Annotated in this window: 15 protein-coding genes and 1 riboswitch; of the genes, 6 read left to right on the top strand and 9 right to left on the bottom strand. The window is 74.5% G+C overall.

Annotated elements, in window-relative coordinates; all coding sequences use genetic code 11:
- Positions 1-46: 46 nt before the first annotated feature.
- The gene (locus tag DEJ23_RS09945; RefSeq protein ID WP_111240108.1) at positions 47-409 is read right to left on the bottom strand and encodes a helix-turn-helix domain-containing protein; all 363 of its coding nucleotides are present in this window, start codon (positions 407-409) and stop codon (positions 47-49) included.
- Between the two features lie 90 nt (positions 410-499).
- Here DEJ23_RS09945 and DEJ23_RS09940 point away from each other — a divergent pair, with 90 nt between their 5' ends.
- On the top strand, positions 500-1,153 hold the full coding sequence (locus DEJ23_RS09940) for an NAD(P)-dependent oxidoreductase (RefSeq protein WP_111240107.1): 654 nt from the start codon (positions 500-502) through the stop codon (positions 1,151-1,153).
- A 144-nt stretch (positions 1,154-1,297) separates the two neighbouring features.
- On the opposite strand, the gene DEJ23_RS09935 is transcribed toward DEJ23_RS09940, so the two are convergent.
- On the bottom strand, positions 1,298-2,623 hold the full coding sequence (locus tag DEJ23_RS09935) for an MFS transporter (RefSeq protein WP_181429209.1): 1,326 nt from the start codon (positions 2,621-2,623) through the stop codon (positions 1,298-1,300).
- Between the two features lie 120 nt (positions 2,624-2,743).
- Between DEJ23_RS09935 and DEJ23_RS09930 the strand changes: the two genes are divergently transcribed.
- On the top strand, positions 2,744-3,601 hold the full coding sequence (locus DEJ23_RS09930; RefSeq protein ID WP_111240168.1) for a LysR substrate-binding domain-containing protein: 858 nt from the start codon (positions 2,744-2,746) through the stop codon (positions 3,599-3,601).
- A gap of 8 nt (positions 3,602-3,609) precedes the next feature.
- On the opposite strand, the gene DEJ23_RS09925 is transcribed toward DEJ23_RS09930, so the two are convergent.
- Together DEJ23_RS09925 and DEJ23_RS09920 are read right to left on the bottom strand one after the other, a co-directional pair.
- Positions 3,610-4,821: a hypothetical protein gene (locus DEJ23_RS09925; protein ID WP_111240106.1), complete on the bottom strand. Its 1,212-nt coding sequence runs from the start codon at positions 4,819-4,821 to the stop codon at positions 3,610-3,612.
- A gap of 152 nt (positions 4,822-4,973) precedes the next feature.
- Positions 4,974-5,621, bottom strand: a complete 648-nt coding sequence (locus DEJ23_RS09920; protein ID WP_111240105.1) for an NADPH-dependent F420 reductase — start codon at positions 5,619-5,621, stop codon at positions 4,974-4,976.
- A gap of 56 nt (positions 5,622-5,677) precedes the next feature.
- Between DEJ23_RS09920 and DEJ23_RS09915 the strand changes: the two genes are divergently transcribed.
- The 3 genes from DEJ23_RS09915 to DEJ23_RS09905 all read left to right on the top strand — a co-directional run bounded on the left by DEJ23_RS09915 (position 5,678) and on the right by DEJ23_RS09905 (position 7,202).
- Positions 5,678-5,974, top strand: coding sequence for a GNAT family N-acetyltransferase (locus DEJ23_RS09915; protein WP_111240104.1), 297 nt, complete (start codon positions 5,678-5,680; stop codon positions 5,972-5,974).
- A 251-nt stretch (positions 5,975-6,225) separates the two neighbouring features.
- Positions 6,226-6,696 (top strand): MarR family winged helix-turn-helix transcriptional regulator, encoded by a 471-nt coding sequence (locus DEJ23_RS09910; RefSeq protein ID WP_111240103.1) that lies wholly within the window; start codon positions 6,226-6,228, stop codon positions 6,694-6,696.
- Positions 6,693-7,202, top strand: a complete 510-nt coding sequence (locus DEJ23_RS09905) for a metallophosphoesterase (RefSeq protein ID WP_111240102.1) — start codon at positions 6,693-6,695, stop codon at positions 7,200-7,202. The genes DEJ23_RS09910 and DEJ23_RS09905 overlap by 4 nt, the downstream gene beginning before the upstream one ends.
- A gap of 144 nt (positions 7,203-7,346) precedes the next feature.
- Here DEJ23_RS09905 and DEJ23_RS09900 read toward each other — a convergent pair whose 3' ends face one another.
- The 3 genes from DEJ23_RS09900 to thiM form a co-directional block, all read right to left on the bottom strand.
- Positions 7,347-8,822, bottom strand: coding sequence for a bifunctional hydroxymethylpyrimidine kinase/phosphomethylpyrimidine kinase (locus DEJ23_RS09900; RefSeq protein ID WP_111240101.1), 1,476 nt, complete (start codon positions 8,820-8,822; stop codon positions 7,347-7,349).
- Entirely contained in the window at positions 8,819-9,487 is a 669-nt protein-coding gene (gene thiE / locus DEJ23_RS09895; RefSeq protein ID WP_111240100.1) for a thiamine phosphate synthase, read from the bottom strand. The genes DEJ23_RS09900 and thiE overlap by 4 nt, the downstream gene beginning before the upstream one ends.
- Complete coding sequence (thiM, locus tag DEJ23_RS09890) at positions 9,484-10,356, bottom strand: hydroxyethylthiazole kinase (protein WP_111240167.1); 873 nt, start codon at positions 10,354-10,356, stop codon at positions 9,484-9,486. The genes thiE and thiM overlap by 4 nt, the downstream gene beginning before the upstream one ends.
- Positions 10,345-10,440: riboswitch (TPP riboswitch) on the bottom strand. Its footprint overlaps the gene before it by 12 nt.
- Positions 10,441-10,507: 67 nt before the next feature.
- Here thiM and DEJ23_RS09885 point away from each other — a divergent pair.
- Positions 10,508-11,392 carry an NUDIX domain-containing protein gene (locus DEJ23_RS09885; RefSeq protein ID WP_111240099.1) on the top strand — a complete coding sequence of 295 codons (885 nt, stop codon included), beginning with the start codon at positions 10,508-10,510 and terminating at the stop codon, positions 11,390-11,392.
- Between the two features lie 96 nt (positions 11,393-11,488).
- Here the strand turns inward: DEJ23_RS09885 and DEJ23_RS09880 are convergent, their stop codons facing one another.
- Both DEJ23_RS09880 and DEJ23_RS09875 read right to left on the bottom strand, forming a co-directional pair.
- The gene (locus DEJ23_RS09880; protein ID WP_220034211.1) at positions 11,489-12,742 is read right to left on the bottom strand and encodes an MFS transporter; all 1,254 of its coding nucleotides are present in this window, start codon (positions 12,740-12,742) and stop codon (positions 11,489-11,491) included.
- Positions 12,739-13,380 carry a GntR family transcriptional regulator gene (locus DEJ23_RS09875; protein WP_220034210.1) on the bottom strand — a complete coding sequence of 214 codons (642 nt, stop codon included), beginning with the start codon at positions 13,378-13,380 and terminating at the stop codon, positions 12,739-12,741. The genes DEJ23_RS09880 and DEJ23_RS09875 overlap by 4 nt, the downstream gene beginning before the upstream one ends.
- Positions 13,381-13,445: the final 65 nt, after the last annotated feature.

Raw genomic sequence — 13,445 nt, 5'->3', positions numbered from 1 at the left:
CCGGCACCCGCGCGCGTCGCGGCGGCGCGGAGCTGCGCCGCTGTCGTCAGCGGGCGTCGTAGGCGTCGCGCGAGTCCTGCACGTCCGCCATGTGCGAGGTCGCCCAGTCCTCGAGCGGCTCGAGCACGGCACGCAGGGAACGCCCCCGGTCGGTCAGCTCGTACTCGACGTGCGGCGGGATCTCGGGGAACACCGTCCTCGTGACGAGACCGTCGCGCTCGAGCGCCCGGAGTGTCTGCGTGAGCATCTTCTGCGACACGCCCTGCACGCGGTTCACGATCACGGAGTAGCGCTGCGGGCCGTCGACGAGCGAGCCGATCGTCAGGACGCTCCACCGGTCGCCGATCCGGTCGAGCAACTGCCGGGATGGGCAGTCCGACGCGTAGGGGCTGTACTCGAGCGCTGACATCGTGACCTCCGTTACGCACTGGAAGGTGCCTACTTACCGGAAGAGAGTAACGCTAGTACGGTGAGTGGCACCAGTCACGAAAGGACTCCCATGACCAGCATCGTCGTCTTCGGCGGCACCGGGTACGCCGGCTCCGCCATCGTCCGCGAGGCCCTGTCCCGCGGCATCGCCGTCACCGCCGTCGCCCGCGACACCTCCAAGCTCGACGCCGCCGAGGGCCTGACCCTCGCCCAGGGCGACGCCTTCGACGAGTCGTTCGTGTCGGACGTCACGAAGGGCACCGACGTCGTCGTCGTCTCGCTGCACGCGGTCCAGGCGGACGGCAGCGAGCTCAAGGACCGGTTCCAGCACTTCGTCGACGCCGCGGCGGCAGCGGGTGCCAGGCTCGGCATCGTCGGCGGTGCGGGCTCGCTGCTCGTCGCCGAGGGCGGCCCGGCGCTGTACGACACCGCCGAGTTCCCCGACGCGTTCAAGGGCGAGGCGAAGAGCCACGGCGAGATCCTCGACCGTCTGCGCTCCGGGGCGTACGCCGGTGACGTCGACTGGTTCTACGTGAGCCCGGCAGCGGCCTTCGGCGGCTACAACCCGGGCGAGCGGAAGGGCACCTACCGGACGACGGACGACCTGCTGCTCACCGACGCCGAGGGCAACTCGGACATCTCGGGCGAGGACTACGCGATCGCCTTCGTCGACGAGGTCGAGCGTCCGGCGCACCACCGCGCCCGCTTCGGCGTCGCGTACTGACCCGACCGCGGTCTCCGCTCCGCACGACGTCTCCGCCGCGGTCGTTCCGCTGCGCGAACACCGGTTCTTCCCGGTCGAACACCCGCAGGACGGGGTGCGTTCGGGAAGAACCGGTGTTCTGCGTGCCCAGCGCCGCGCCGGGCGCTAGCGGTGGTCGACGATCGCGGGGACCGGCACGTGGTGCCGCATCCGCATCGCCAGGTGCAGTCCGCCGCGCCGCGCGAGCACGACCGCCACGACCGCAGCGGCCACAGCGGGGACGCCGCCCGCGACGATCATGCCGACGTGCGCACCGAAGTGGTCGACGACCTGGCCCATGAGCGGGCCGCCGAGTGCCTGGCCACCGAGCAGCACGAGCACGTAGAGCGACATCACCCGGCCCCGGATCGCGACGTTCGACGACAGCTGCACGAGCGAGTTCGACGCCGTCATGAACAGCAGCTGGGACATCCCGACGGCGACGAGCGCGGCGGTGAACGGCGCGATGACCGGGATCGACCCGCTCACGACGAGCAGCACGCCCGTCCAGAACACCCCGCCGACGATCGTGCGCAGCCGCACCACCGCCCGACGCGTCGAGAGGAGCGCCCCGGCGAGGGCCCCGACCGCGACGGCGGAGTTGAACACGCCGTACCCGCCCGCGCCGACGTCGTACACCTCGGACGCGAAGGCCGACAACAGCACCGGCATCGTCAGGGCGAAGACCGAGAAGAACGCCATGAGGACGACCGGCACCAGGATCGTCGGCTTCCGGACGGCGTAGCGGAGCCCCTCGACGAGCTGGCCCTTGGCACGCGGGGCCGGCGGGGTCCGGTGCAGGTCCGAGGTACGGAGGAACCCGAGCGTCACCACGACGGCGACGCAGGCGATCGCGTTCACGCCGAACGACCAGCCCGCCCCGACGGCGACGAGCAGCGCACCGGACAACGCCGGGCCGATCATCCCGCCGAGCTGGAACACGCTGGAGTTGACGCTGATGGCGTTCCGCAGGTGCTGGTGGCCGACGATCTCGGTGACGAAGACCTGGCGCGCCGGGTTGTCGATCACGGTGACCATGCCGACCAGGAACGCGATCACCCAGATGTGCCACGCCTCGACCACGCCGGTCAGGGTGAGGACCGCGAGCAGCGCGGAGAGCACCGCGAAGGCGCCCTGCGTGAGCATCATGAGCGCACGCTTCGAGAACCGGTCGACGAGCACCCCGCCCCAGAGCCCGAACAGCAGCATCGGCGCGAACTGGCACGCGACGGTGATGCCCACCTGCGCCACCGAGCCCGTGAGCTGCAGCACGAGCCAGTCCTGCGCGATCCGCTGCATCCACCCGGCGGTCATCGCGACGAGGTTCGTGGCCGTGAACAGCCGGAAGTTCGGCACGGAGAGGGCGATCAGGGTGTGCCGCCACGGCGGACGTTCGGCCTGGATCGGCAGCGGTTCGGTGGGCGGAGGGAGGGTCGTCGATGACGCACGCACGGTGGCGGGGCTCCGGTTCGTCGCTGGTGGGAACGGTACCCATCTGAAACTACGTGGCGCGGCGCCATTCGAGACCCCTATGGTGGCTATCACTCCATTGCGATGTCGAATGAGGTGGCCGTGCTCGACCCCGTGTTGCTCCGGACGTTCCTGGCGGTCGCCGAGACCGGCAGCTTCACGCTCGCGGGGCAGCGGCTCGGCGTCAGCCAGCCGACGGTGTCGCAGCACGTGCGGCGTCTGGAGACCGCCGTGGCGCGCACCCTCGTCGCCCGCGACACCCGGGGCGTCGCCCTCACCGACAACGGCGACGCGATGGCCGGCTTCGCACGCTCGATCCTCGCGGCACACGCCACTGCCGACGCCTACTTCTCCGGGGCGGCGACGCGGGGACGACTCCGGTTCGGCGCGGCGGACGACCTCGCGATCACGCAGCTGCCGCGCATCCTCCGCGACTTCCGGCGGCTGCACCCGCAGGTGAACCTCGAGCTCACGGTGAACCAGTCCGCTCCGCTGCTGCGTCGCGTGCACGCGGGACAGCTCGACCTCGTGTTCATCAAGCAGGCCGCGGGGGAGTCCGCCGAGGGCACCCGGGTGGCGACCGACCAGATGGTGTGGATGGCGCAGGACGGCATCGCGCTCGAGGCGGGCGAGCCCGTCCCGCTCATCGCCTACCAGGCCCCGAGCATCAGTCGGCAGATGGCGATCGACGCGCTCGAGTCCGTCGGCCGCACGTGGCGGATCACCTGCAACACACGTGACGTCAACGGGGTGCTCGCTGCGGTCCGTGCCGGGATCGGGGTCGCGGTCTTCCCGCACTCGCTCATCCCGGCCGACCTCGTGAAGGTGTCCCAGCGCCTGTCCCTGCCGGACCTGCCCGCAGTGGACTACGTGCTCATCGCCAACCCGACGGTGCAGCGGGAACCCATCGATGCCCTGACGAGCGCGATCCTGTCACGGGGGGTCGTCCGCGCGGTCTGACGACCCGCCTACGGAGCCAGCGTCGGCGTGACTCCCGTGCCCGTGAGGTCGGGCGGCGTCACACCGGCGAGCGGCAGCACCGCCGAGGCGACCGCCCAGAGCAGCACGAGGGTGCCGACACCGCCGAGCACCGCCCCGAGGAGCCCCGCCGGTCGCTGCCAGGTCGCGGCGGGGTGCCGCAGCGCCGTGCCGGACAGCACGAGCGCCAGTACGCCGAGCACCAGGCCGGTCGCGTGCACCGTCGCGGGCGCGGTGAACCACCAGGCGGCGAGTCCGAGCGCTGCCACCCCGGTGACCGCCCCGAGGACGGCGGCCGGTGTGGCGCCGATCGCGGTGCGGCTGCGGCTGCGGTCGCGGCGTGCCCGGCGCTCGGCCTGGAGGCCCGGCTCGCCCCCGTCGGGACCGCCCACCGCTGCCTCGGGACGGTCCGCGACCGGTGCCGGGGTCGCGACACCGGTCCTGGCGGCACGGTCCCCGACCGCCGGCGCCTGCTCGCGGCCCACCGGTGCGGTGTGCGCGGTCGGGAAGACCGTCGTCGAGGCCGGTGGGGTCACCGAGGTGGGGGGAGCGATGACGGCGTCGAACGGCGTCGGCCCGGGCTCGACGACCGTCGGGCGCGGTGCCTGCTGCCGTGCGAAGCGTGCCGGCGTGCGGTAGCCGATCGGACCGGACGGCTCGGGTTCCGTTCCCTCGACCAGGACGTGCTCGAGCCCGGGGACCGAGAAGCGGGGCTGCCCCACCACGGGCACGACCGGCGCGGCGGGCCGGGCCGGTGCCGACTGCACGGGCACGGGCTGCAGGGATGCCGACTGCACCGGTGTCGGTTGCACCGGTGTCGGCTGCGCCGCCGCGGGGTGCGCCGGGTCGGACGGCGGCGCGAGCGGGACCCGCGGGCGCTCCTGCACGGACCGGAGCGTGCCGTCGACTGCGGCGTCGGTGGGCGACACCGGCAGGGGGGCCGTGTCGAACGGGGGCACCTGCACGGTCGGCGAGGTCGGGGCCGGCGGGAGCAGGTGCTCCTGCGGCGGGTAGTCGGGCACGAGCACGTCGCCGTCGGGGAGCGGACCGGCAGGGGCGAACGCCGCCGTGGCGCCGGAGGCGACCTCGGCGGCCGGCGCGGGCGCACCGGCCTGCGTGACCGTCTCCACGGCGGGCACCTGCGGGGCGGGGCCGGGACGGGCCTCCAGGCCGGTGGCGGCGTCCTCCGGAGGTGCGACCACCCATGCGGGAACTGCTCGACGCGGCCGGTCCCGGTCCGGCATGCGGTGCGACGCCACTCGTGCTCCCTCGGTCTACTGATCCATCGTCAGTTCTATCCCTGCGCATGCACCGACGCGCAGCCCCAGTTCCGGGGTCGCGCGTGGCGCGGGGACTACATGTCGCGGTAGCGCTTCGCCTCGGCGAGCTTGGTGCGGAGCTCGTCGGCGGTGTACCGCGTGACGTAGCCGGGGGTGTCACGCTGGATGCGCCAGCCCTCCGCGAGCGGGCCCGCGTCGACCACGTCGAAGCCGAACGCGTCGATCAGGTCGGCCACGACGCGCTTCGCCTCGGCGTCGTCGCCGGCCACCACGAGCGCGCGGCGGCCGGGCGTACCGGCCGGTGTCGCCTCGTCCGTGAGCGCCGGTGCGGCGATGTGGTTGAACGCCTTCACCACACGAGCGCCCCGCAGGTGGTCCTGCAGGAGCTCGGCCGTGGTGGTGGTCTCCTCGTCGAGGGCCGTGATGTGGCCGTCGCGCTGGGGGTAGTAGTTGTTCGTGTCGATGACGACCTTGCCGACGAGGGGTTCGACGGGGATGGTCTCGATCGCGGCGAGCGGGGTCGTGACGACGACGATGTCGCCGGCGGCCGCAGCCTCGTCGCGGGTCGCCGCGCGGGCGTGCTCGCCGAGCTCGTCGACGAGCCCCCGCAGCGTCTCGGGACCGCGCGAGTTGGCGATCACGACGTCGTGGCCGTGCCGCACCGCGAGGCGTGCGAGCTGGGATCCGATGTTGCCTGCTCCGATGATGCCGATGGTGGTCATGGGTGCGTCCAACGCGGTTGCGGACGGCGCATTCCCCGCGGGTGCATGATGGCGGCATGGCCCACGAGTTCCGCGACGAGACCGACCGCGACCGCTACGCGATGTACGTCGACGGCGAGCTCGTGAGCGTGCTCGACTACCGGGACGGGACCGACGCCGTGTCGTTCCCGCACACGTACACCGTGCCGGCGCACCGCGGCCACGGTTACGCGGCGGCGCTCGTCGAGCACGCCGTCGCCGACGTGGAGGCCCGGACCACCAAGCGCATCGTCCCGATGTGCTGGTTCGTCGGCAAGTGGTTCGACGAGCACCCGGAGAAGGCCGACCTGCTCAGCCGCGGCGCCGCGGACTGAGACCCCCTCCGTCCGGCGGCAGCGTCGCCGCCGGGCCCGACCGCCCGGGAGACACCGTGCCCACGACCACCCCCCTGCTCCGGTCCGACGGCCAGGCCGAGCAGGCCGCCACGTGCTCCACGTCCCGCTCGCCGGCGCTGCCGCCCGCGGCGGCCAGGTATTGAGCGGGAGCAGCTCGTGCCCGCCGGTATGGTGGCTGCACCCACCAGCGCCGAGTCCCCGGCGCTCGCAGTGACAGGCTGGAGACCGCGATGAGCAGCCCGAGCTCGGACGTCCGCAACAGCGACATCGGCCGCGCCTACACCGAACTCGCCCGCATCACGAGGCGGGCGAGCATCCGGGCGCGCGGCGACGATCTCGTGCTCAGCGTGGTCGACCAGTCACTCGTGGACTTCGTCGTGCAGCACCCGGGCTGCATGGCCATCGACATCGCCCGGTACCTGCGCCTCAACCGGTCGACGATCTCGCGGCAGCTGTCCGGGCTCCTCGCCGCGGGGCTGGTCCGCACGACCGACGGCGGTGCGGGCAACGCCAAGCCGCTCGAGGCCACGGACGAGGGCCGCGCCGCCCTGGAACGCTCCGTGCGTCTGCACCGCGCCGCCCTCGAGGAACGGCTCGCCGACTGGTCCGACGACGACGTCGCGCTCCTGGCCGGGCTGCTCGAACGCCTCGGCGCAGCGGACGAGGCCGGCCTGCCGATGCCGGGGCACACCGCGCCGTGACGACCTCGTTCGTCCTGCTCTCCGACACCCACCTGCCGAAGCGCGCGAAGGACCTGCCCGCCGGGCTCTGGGCCGACGTCGAGGCGGCGGACCTCGTCGTGCACGCCGGTGACTGGGTGGACGTGGCCACGCTCGACGCCGTCCAGGGGCGGTCGCGCCGGTTCGAGGGCGTGCGCGGCAACAACGACGGACCCGCGTTCGACGACCGGCTCCCGCTCGTCGCCCGCTTCACCGTCGAGGACCTGCGCTTCGCGCTCGTGCACGAGACCGGCGCCGCCACGGGCCGGGAGCGACGCATGGACGCGGCACACCCGGACACCGACGTGCTGGTCTTCGGGCACTCGCACATCCCGTGGGACTCCGTCGCGCCCTCCGGCATGCGGCTGCTCAACCCGGGATCGCCGACGGACCGCCGCCGACAGCCGGACTTCACGTGGATGCGCGGCACCGTCGACCGGCGGGACCTGTCGGTCGAGCTCGTCCGTCTGCCGCCGGCGGCGCGCTGACGGGACCCGCGCGACGGGTGCGACCCCGGCACGTCCCGTCGGCGGCCGACGGGTGCACGACCGGTGGCGGACGGGAGGCGCGGTGCGGGCGTGCGCCGCGCCTCCCGTCCGTCCCGCGTCGCGACCGTCCGGCAGCGACGTCGCTCAGACCGGCGACGGGTCCCGCCGCCCGGCCGGTGCCTCGGCGTCGAGCGGCATGCGGAAGAACGCGAGCTCCCACGCGGTCGACCGTCGGTGCGCACGGGCCATCCGGCCACGCTCCGCCGGTCCGGCAGCCGCCGCGAGTTCCTCGACACGCGCGGTCGCCTCGGCGCTCGCCGCAGCGAAGGTAGGGTCGCCGTACGCGCCTACCCAGTCCGCGAACGGGTGCCCCTCGGGGGCGTGACCGAGTTGCGTGCCGACCCAGGCGTACACGCGGAAGCACGGCAGCACCGCGGCGGCGAGGACCCCGGGCGACCCGCTGTCGGCGGCGTCCTGCAGGTGCGCGAGGTACCCGGCGCACGTCGGGTGCACCGGGTCGTCGGCGTGCGAACCGGCGAGCCGGCGGTGGTGCAGGTCGCGGGCCTCGTCCGCACAGCCCTGGGCGGCGGCGGACCAGAACGCGGCGTCGTCGCCGGTCGACCCCTCCGCGAGCCGGGCCAGGTGCTGCTCGTACGCCCGCAGGTAGTGGACGTCCTGGGCGAGGTAGCCGGCGAAGACGTCCTCGTCGAGCGTGCCGTCACGGAGGCCGACGAGGAAGTCGCACGCGATCGTCGCGTCGAGGGTCTCCCGCACGTCGGCCCACCAGCGGTCCGTCCACGACACCGGGGGGAGCGCGGCACGCACCGCTGCGCCGTGGTCGACCGGTCCGTTGCCCGTCCCGACCTGCAGCGCGTCCGCGCCCTCGAGCGCGGCGGTCAGCCACGTCTTCGCCCCCGCGACGGCGAGCTCCCAGTCGCCGTCGCGGGCGGCCAGCGTCGCGATCGCGCTCGACAGCGAGCAGCCCGTCCCGTGCGTGTTCGTCGTGGCGACCCGCGGCGCGCTGAAGGTCCGCAGCACACCCTCCGGTCCGACGAGCACGTCGTCCGAGGTCGGCCCGTCGTCGTGCCCGCCCTTGGCCAGGACCAGGACGTCCCAGCGACGCGCGACGCACTGCGCGGCACCGACCGTCGTCGACGGCGTCCCACCGGCGAGCGCGGCCAGCTCGGCGAGCTCCGCCCGGTTCGGCGTCACGAGGTCGGCGAGCGCGAGCAGGTCGCCCATCGCCGCAGCAGCGGCGCCGTCGAGCAGACGGTCCCCGCTCGTGGCGACCATCACCGGGTCGACGACGACCACGGGCGGCCGGTGCGCACGGAGCCAGGCCGTGACCGTGCGGACGACCTCGACCGTGCCGAGCATGCCGGTCTTCACCGCGTCGACGACGACGTCGTCCGACACCGCGTCGAGCTGCTCGCGGAGGAACGCGACGTCGGGGACGTGCACCGACCGCACGCCGTGGGTGTTCTGCGCGACCAGCGCCGTCACGACGCCCATGCCGTACCCGTCGTGGGCCGCGATCGACTTGAGGTCCGCCTGCAGACCCGCGCCGCCCGTCGGGTCCGTGCCCGCGATGCTGAGCACGCGGGGGGTGCCCCCGGTCACCGGGCGTCCCAGGCATCGACGTAGGCGGTGGCTGCGCCGTGGGGGTCCGCCGCCGCGCAGATGCCCGAGACGACGGCGACCCCGGCGGCGCCGGCCGCGCGCAGCGGGGCGACGTCGTCGAGCCCGACCCCGCCGATGGCGACGCACGGCACGTCGACCGACCGGGCGAGGCCGGCGATCCGGGCGAACCCGTCGTACCCGAGGGCCGGCGGGTGGTCGGCCTTCGTCGTCGTCGGGTGGACGACCCCGACGCCGAGCAGGTCGACGGTGCCGCGGGGGAGCCCGGCGACGACGTCGAGGTGCTCCGGGGTGTTCGCGGTGAGGCCCACGTGGGCGTCCGGTCCGAGGAGCGACCGGGCCGCCTCGACGGGCAGGTCGGACTGCCCGAGGTGGACGCCGGCGACCCGGTGCCCGTCGCGCCTGGCGACGAGGGCCACGTCGAGCCGGTCGTCGACCACCACCGTCGCGCGGTCGCCCACGGCGTCGGCGACCGCGGCGGTCAGTGCGAGGAGGTCACGGGCGGACGACTCCTTGTCGCGCACCTGCACGAGCCGGACGCCCGCGTCGACCGCGGCGCGGACGACCCCGAGCACGCCCCTGCCGTGCCGGTCGGCGAGCACCCCGTCGGTGACCAGGTAGACGCCGAGCCCCGTCGTGGCGCTCATGCCAGGTCCGCCGTCGACCCGGTCGTGATCCGCGCCTCCCGGACGACGTCCTCGGGGGTGAGGGATGCGAGCCGGTCGAGGAAGAGCGGCTGGAACGTCCCCGGGCCGCCGGCGTCGCGGGCGGCGAGCTCGGCCGCGATGGTGTGGACCGCCGTCGCACCGACGGCCGCTGCGCCCGGGTCGTCCGGGCACACCGCCGTGAAGGCCGCGACCACGGCCCCGAGCGCGCAGCCGCCACCGGTGATGCGCGTCAGCAGCTCGGTGCCGTTCGCGACCCGGACCACGCCGCTGTCGGGCGCGACCACCAGGTCGACGGGACCGGACACGGCGACGGCGCCCACGAGCCTCCTGTCCGAGGCCCGCACCGCGGTCTCCCGCGCGTCCTCGGTGCCGGCGGTGCTGTCGACCCCGCGCCCACCGTCGGAGGCGCCGAGCAGGGCGAGGACCTCCGAGGCGTTGCCGCGGAGCACGGTCGGCCGGAGCGCGAGCAGGTCGCGGGCGAGGGCCGTGCGGACCGGCAACGAGCCGACGGCGACCGGGTCGAGGACCCAGGGGGTGCCCGCGTCGACCGCGGCCGACGCGGCCTCGAGCGAGGCGGCACGCGGTTCCGGGTGCGGTGTCCCCGTGTTCACGAGCAGGGCGTCCGCGACACGGGCGAACGGACCGGCCTCGGTGGTGACGTCGACCATCGCGGCAGAGGCCCCGAGCGCGAGGAGGACGTTCGCCGTGACGTTCTGCACGACGGTGTTCGTGATGCACTGGACGAGGGGACCGCGGGCGCGCACCCCCTCGAGCAGTGCGGCGGTGCGGTCGGCCCAGTCCGGGGACGGGTCACCGGTGTGTCCGGGTACGGGCGCAGCAGTGTGCATGGACGATCCCTTCGCGAGTACGAGCTCGAGCAGGTTCGACGGGTGTGATCTCAGCCGCTCGGTGCGGCACCCCGTGTCTCGGACGCAACCGTACACGACGTCCCGCGACCGCTCCGGCCCCGACGCAGGCGCCGTGTGCCAGGGTTGACGGGTGCCTGCTGCGACCCCTCCCGGACCCCCGCCCGGTCCCCGCGACCCCGGTGACGCCTGGGCGGTCGGGCCGGACGGCACGAAGGCCTGGGGCCGCTTCGGCGCGGCCGGACTGCTCGTCGACGACGGTGCCGGGCGGGTGCTGCTGCAGCACCGCGTCGAGTGGAGCCACCACGGCGGGACGTGGGGCATCCCCGGCGGGGCGCGGCACCAGGGCGAGGACGCCGTGTCGGCCGCGCTCCGCGAGTCCGCCGAGGAAGCGGGCGTGCCCGAGGACGGCATCGACCTCCGGCACGCCGCCGTGCTCGACCTCGGGTTCTGGACGTACACGACGGTGGTCGGGCGGGCCCGCCGGCCCTTCGAGCCGGTCATCGCCGACCGTGAGAGCCTGGCGCTGTCCTGGGTGCCGGCCGCCGAGGTGGACGGCCTGCCGCTCCACCCGGGCTTCGGCGCATCGTGGCCCGCGCTCCGGGCCGCGATGACGACCACGCCGCACGTTGTGGTCGACGCGGCGAACGTCGTCGGCAGCGTGCCGGACGGCTGGTGGAGGGACCGGGCGGGGGCCGCTGAGCGGCTGCTGGCGTCCGTGGCGGCGCTCGCCGAGCGGGGTGTGGCGTCGGGGGAGCTCGCGCTGCCCTTCGCCCGGTGGTGGCCGCGCTGGACCGTGGTGCTCGAGGGCGGGGCACGGGACGCGGCGGACACGTCGGGGGTCGAGGTCGTCCGGGCCGAGGGGTCCGGTGACGACGCGATCGTCGCGGCGGCTCGTGCAGCACTCGGCTCCGGGGACGGCCCCGTGGTCGTCGTGACGGCGGACCGGGAGCTCCGGACGCGCGTCCAGGCGCTCGGCGCCGAGGTGCGCGGCCCCGGCTGGTTCCGCGAGCAGTAGACCGGCGGCCGGCGCCGGCGTCAGCTGCCGGCACGAGTCGCCGGCATCAGCCCCGGCACGGGGAGCCGGCGTCAGCCCCGGCACGGGCCGCCGGCGTCAGTCCTCCGGCACGTACCGCCGTGACGACACGAGCAACGCCACCCACGACACCGCGCCGAGCCCGACGACCACCGCCAGGATGATCGACACCGGCACCCCGGCCCCGCCCGCGATCGCCGCGATGACCGCGGGCGCCAGGAACCCGCTGTACGCCACCGCGTAGAACGCTCCGGTCAGCCCGGCCAGGTCCCGGGTCCCCGCGATGCGCTGCACCTCGAGCAGCGACGACACGAGCGCGGTGCCCATGCCGACACCGATCACGACGTTCGCCGCGAGGCCGATCCAGACGGACTGCAGCTCGATCGCCACGAGCACCACGGCGATCCCCACGGTCACCACGGCGACCGCGGTGACGAGGCCCCGCGCGGAGGTCACCGAGTGCACCCGCTTCGCCAGCGGCTGCACGGCGCTCGACACCCCGAGGGCGACGACGGTGGCGGCGGTGGCGAACACCAGACCCCACGGTCCGGTGGCTCCCGCGAGCCGGGTCGGCAGGTACCCGTACCCGATCGCGGCCGAGCCGAAGATCCACGGCGCGGCGACGACGACGACCCGGGTGAACCGGCGGTGCCCGGCGCTGGGGACCGCGAGCTGTCGCCACCAGGGACCGGCGAGGCCACCGTCCGATGCGGTCTCCGGCGCCCGCCACACGACGATCGCGAGGGGTGCCGCGACGCAGACGTGCACGATGAACGGCAGGACCTCGGGCACCGGGCCCCACTGCGCGATGCCGCCCGCCACGAGGGCGCCGATCCCGGACCCGAGCGTGAACGCCAGGGAGGCACGGCGCGCCCCGGAGCCCTCGTCGGCCGCCGGGTCGTACCGGCCCTGGGACAGCTCCTTCACCCAGCTGTTGCCGACCGCCATCGCGATGCCGACGGTCGCGCCGGAGAACAGCCGCCCGGCGGCGAGGAACCCGGGCCCGAGCGGTCCGAGGGCGAGCAGCCCGCTCCCGACGACCGCCGCCGCGATGCCGACGAGCATCAGGGGCTTCCGTCCGTGCCGGTCCGACAGCGACCCGGCGACGAGCAGGGCCGGTGCGAGCCCGAGCACGTAGACGCCGAGGAAGACGTTGACGAGCAGGGACGAGTAGTGCGCGCGCTCCTCGTACATGAGCAGCAGCGGCGAGAACTGGTTGCCGCCCCACGAGCACACGAAGACGGCGCCCCAGACCATCGTCCAGGGTGCGACCCGACGCGCCGCCGCCGGGACGGCCCCCGTGGTCGGGACGCTGCCGGTCGCGCCGCTCACAGGGCGCCCCGGTGGGACGCCACGTGTGCACGGAGGACCGCGGCGTACCGGGCGGCGTCGCCGGCCTCGAGCGCGGCCGCGAGTGCCCGGTGGTCGTCGAGCGAGGCCTGCAGCTGCTCCGGTCGCAGCCGCATGAGCTGGTGGCGCAACCGCTGCTGCCGGTCGCGCAGGGTGCGCGCGAACAGCACGGCGATCGCGTTCCGCGACGCCGCGATCACGGCTCCGTGGAAGGCCGCGTCGCTCTCGACGAAGCGGTCGACGTCCCCGTCGGCGACCGCGGACTCCTGCTCGAGCAGCACGGCCTGGAGGCCCGGGGCCAGGTCCGGCACGCGGCCGTCGGTGACGACACGGGTCGCCGCGGTCGACTCGATCGCCTCCCGCATCTCCAGCACGTCGGCTGCCTCGTTGGGGGACATCGGGCGGACCACGGCGCCCCTGCGGGCGCCGAGCACGATGAGCTCCTCGGCGGCGAGACGGAGGAAGGCCTCGTGCACCGGTGTCCGCGAGACGCCGATCTCCCGGCAGAGCGCGTTCTCGCTGATCGCCGTGCCGCCGGGCAGCTCGCCGCGGATGATCGCGCGCCTGACGTGCTCGTAGGCCCGGGATGATGCGGATCCCTCGGAGGTGGTGTCGCTCACGCGAAGCGATCCTACTGCTTGCATGCAACGATGCATCCCGTCGGGAGCGAAAACGTCACACGGTG

The sequence above is a fragment of the Curtobacterium sp. MCSS17_008 genome (assembly GCF_003234185.1).
GTDB lineage: Bacteria > Actinomycetota > Actinomycetes > Actinomycetales > Microbacteriaceae > Curtobacterium.
Note: the sequence above shows the minus strand (reverse complement) of the source record. Positions and strands in the feature narration are given on the sequence as shown.

Excerpts from the sequence above, each read along its gene's own strand:
- DEJ23_RS09945 (WP_111240108.1), bottom strand. The coding sequence starts at position 409 with ATGTCAGCGCTCGAGTACAGCCCCTACGCGTCGGACTGCCCATCCCGG.
- DEJ23_RS09940 (WP_111240107.1), top strand. The coding sequence starts at position 500 with ATGACCAGCATCGTCGTCTTCGGCGGCACCGGGTACGCCGGCTCCGCC.
- DEJ23_RS09920 (WP_111240105.1), bottom strand. The coding sequence starts at position 5,621 with ATGACCACCATCGGCATCATCGGAGCAGGCAACATCGGATCCCAGCTC.
- DEJ23_RS09915 (WP_111240104.1), top strand. The coding sequence starts at position 5,678 with ATGGCCCACGAGTTCCGCGACGAGACCGACCGCGACCGCTACGCGATG.
- DEJ23_RS09910 (WP_111240103.1), top strand. The coding sequence starts at position 6,226 with ATGAGCAGCCCGAGCTCGGACGTCCGCAACAGCGACATCGGCCGCGCC.
- thiE (WP_111240100.1), bottom strand. The coding sequence starts at position 9,487 with ATGAGCGCCACGACGGGGCTCGGCGTCTACCTGGTCACCGACGGGGTG.
- thiM (WP_111240167.1), bottom strand. The coding sequence starts at position 10,356 with ATGCACACTGCTGCGCCCGTACCCGGACACACCGGTGACCCGTCCCCG.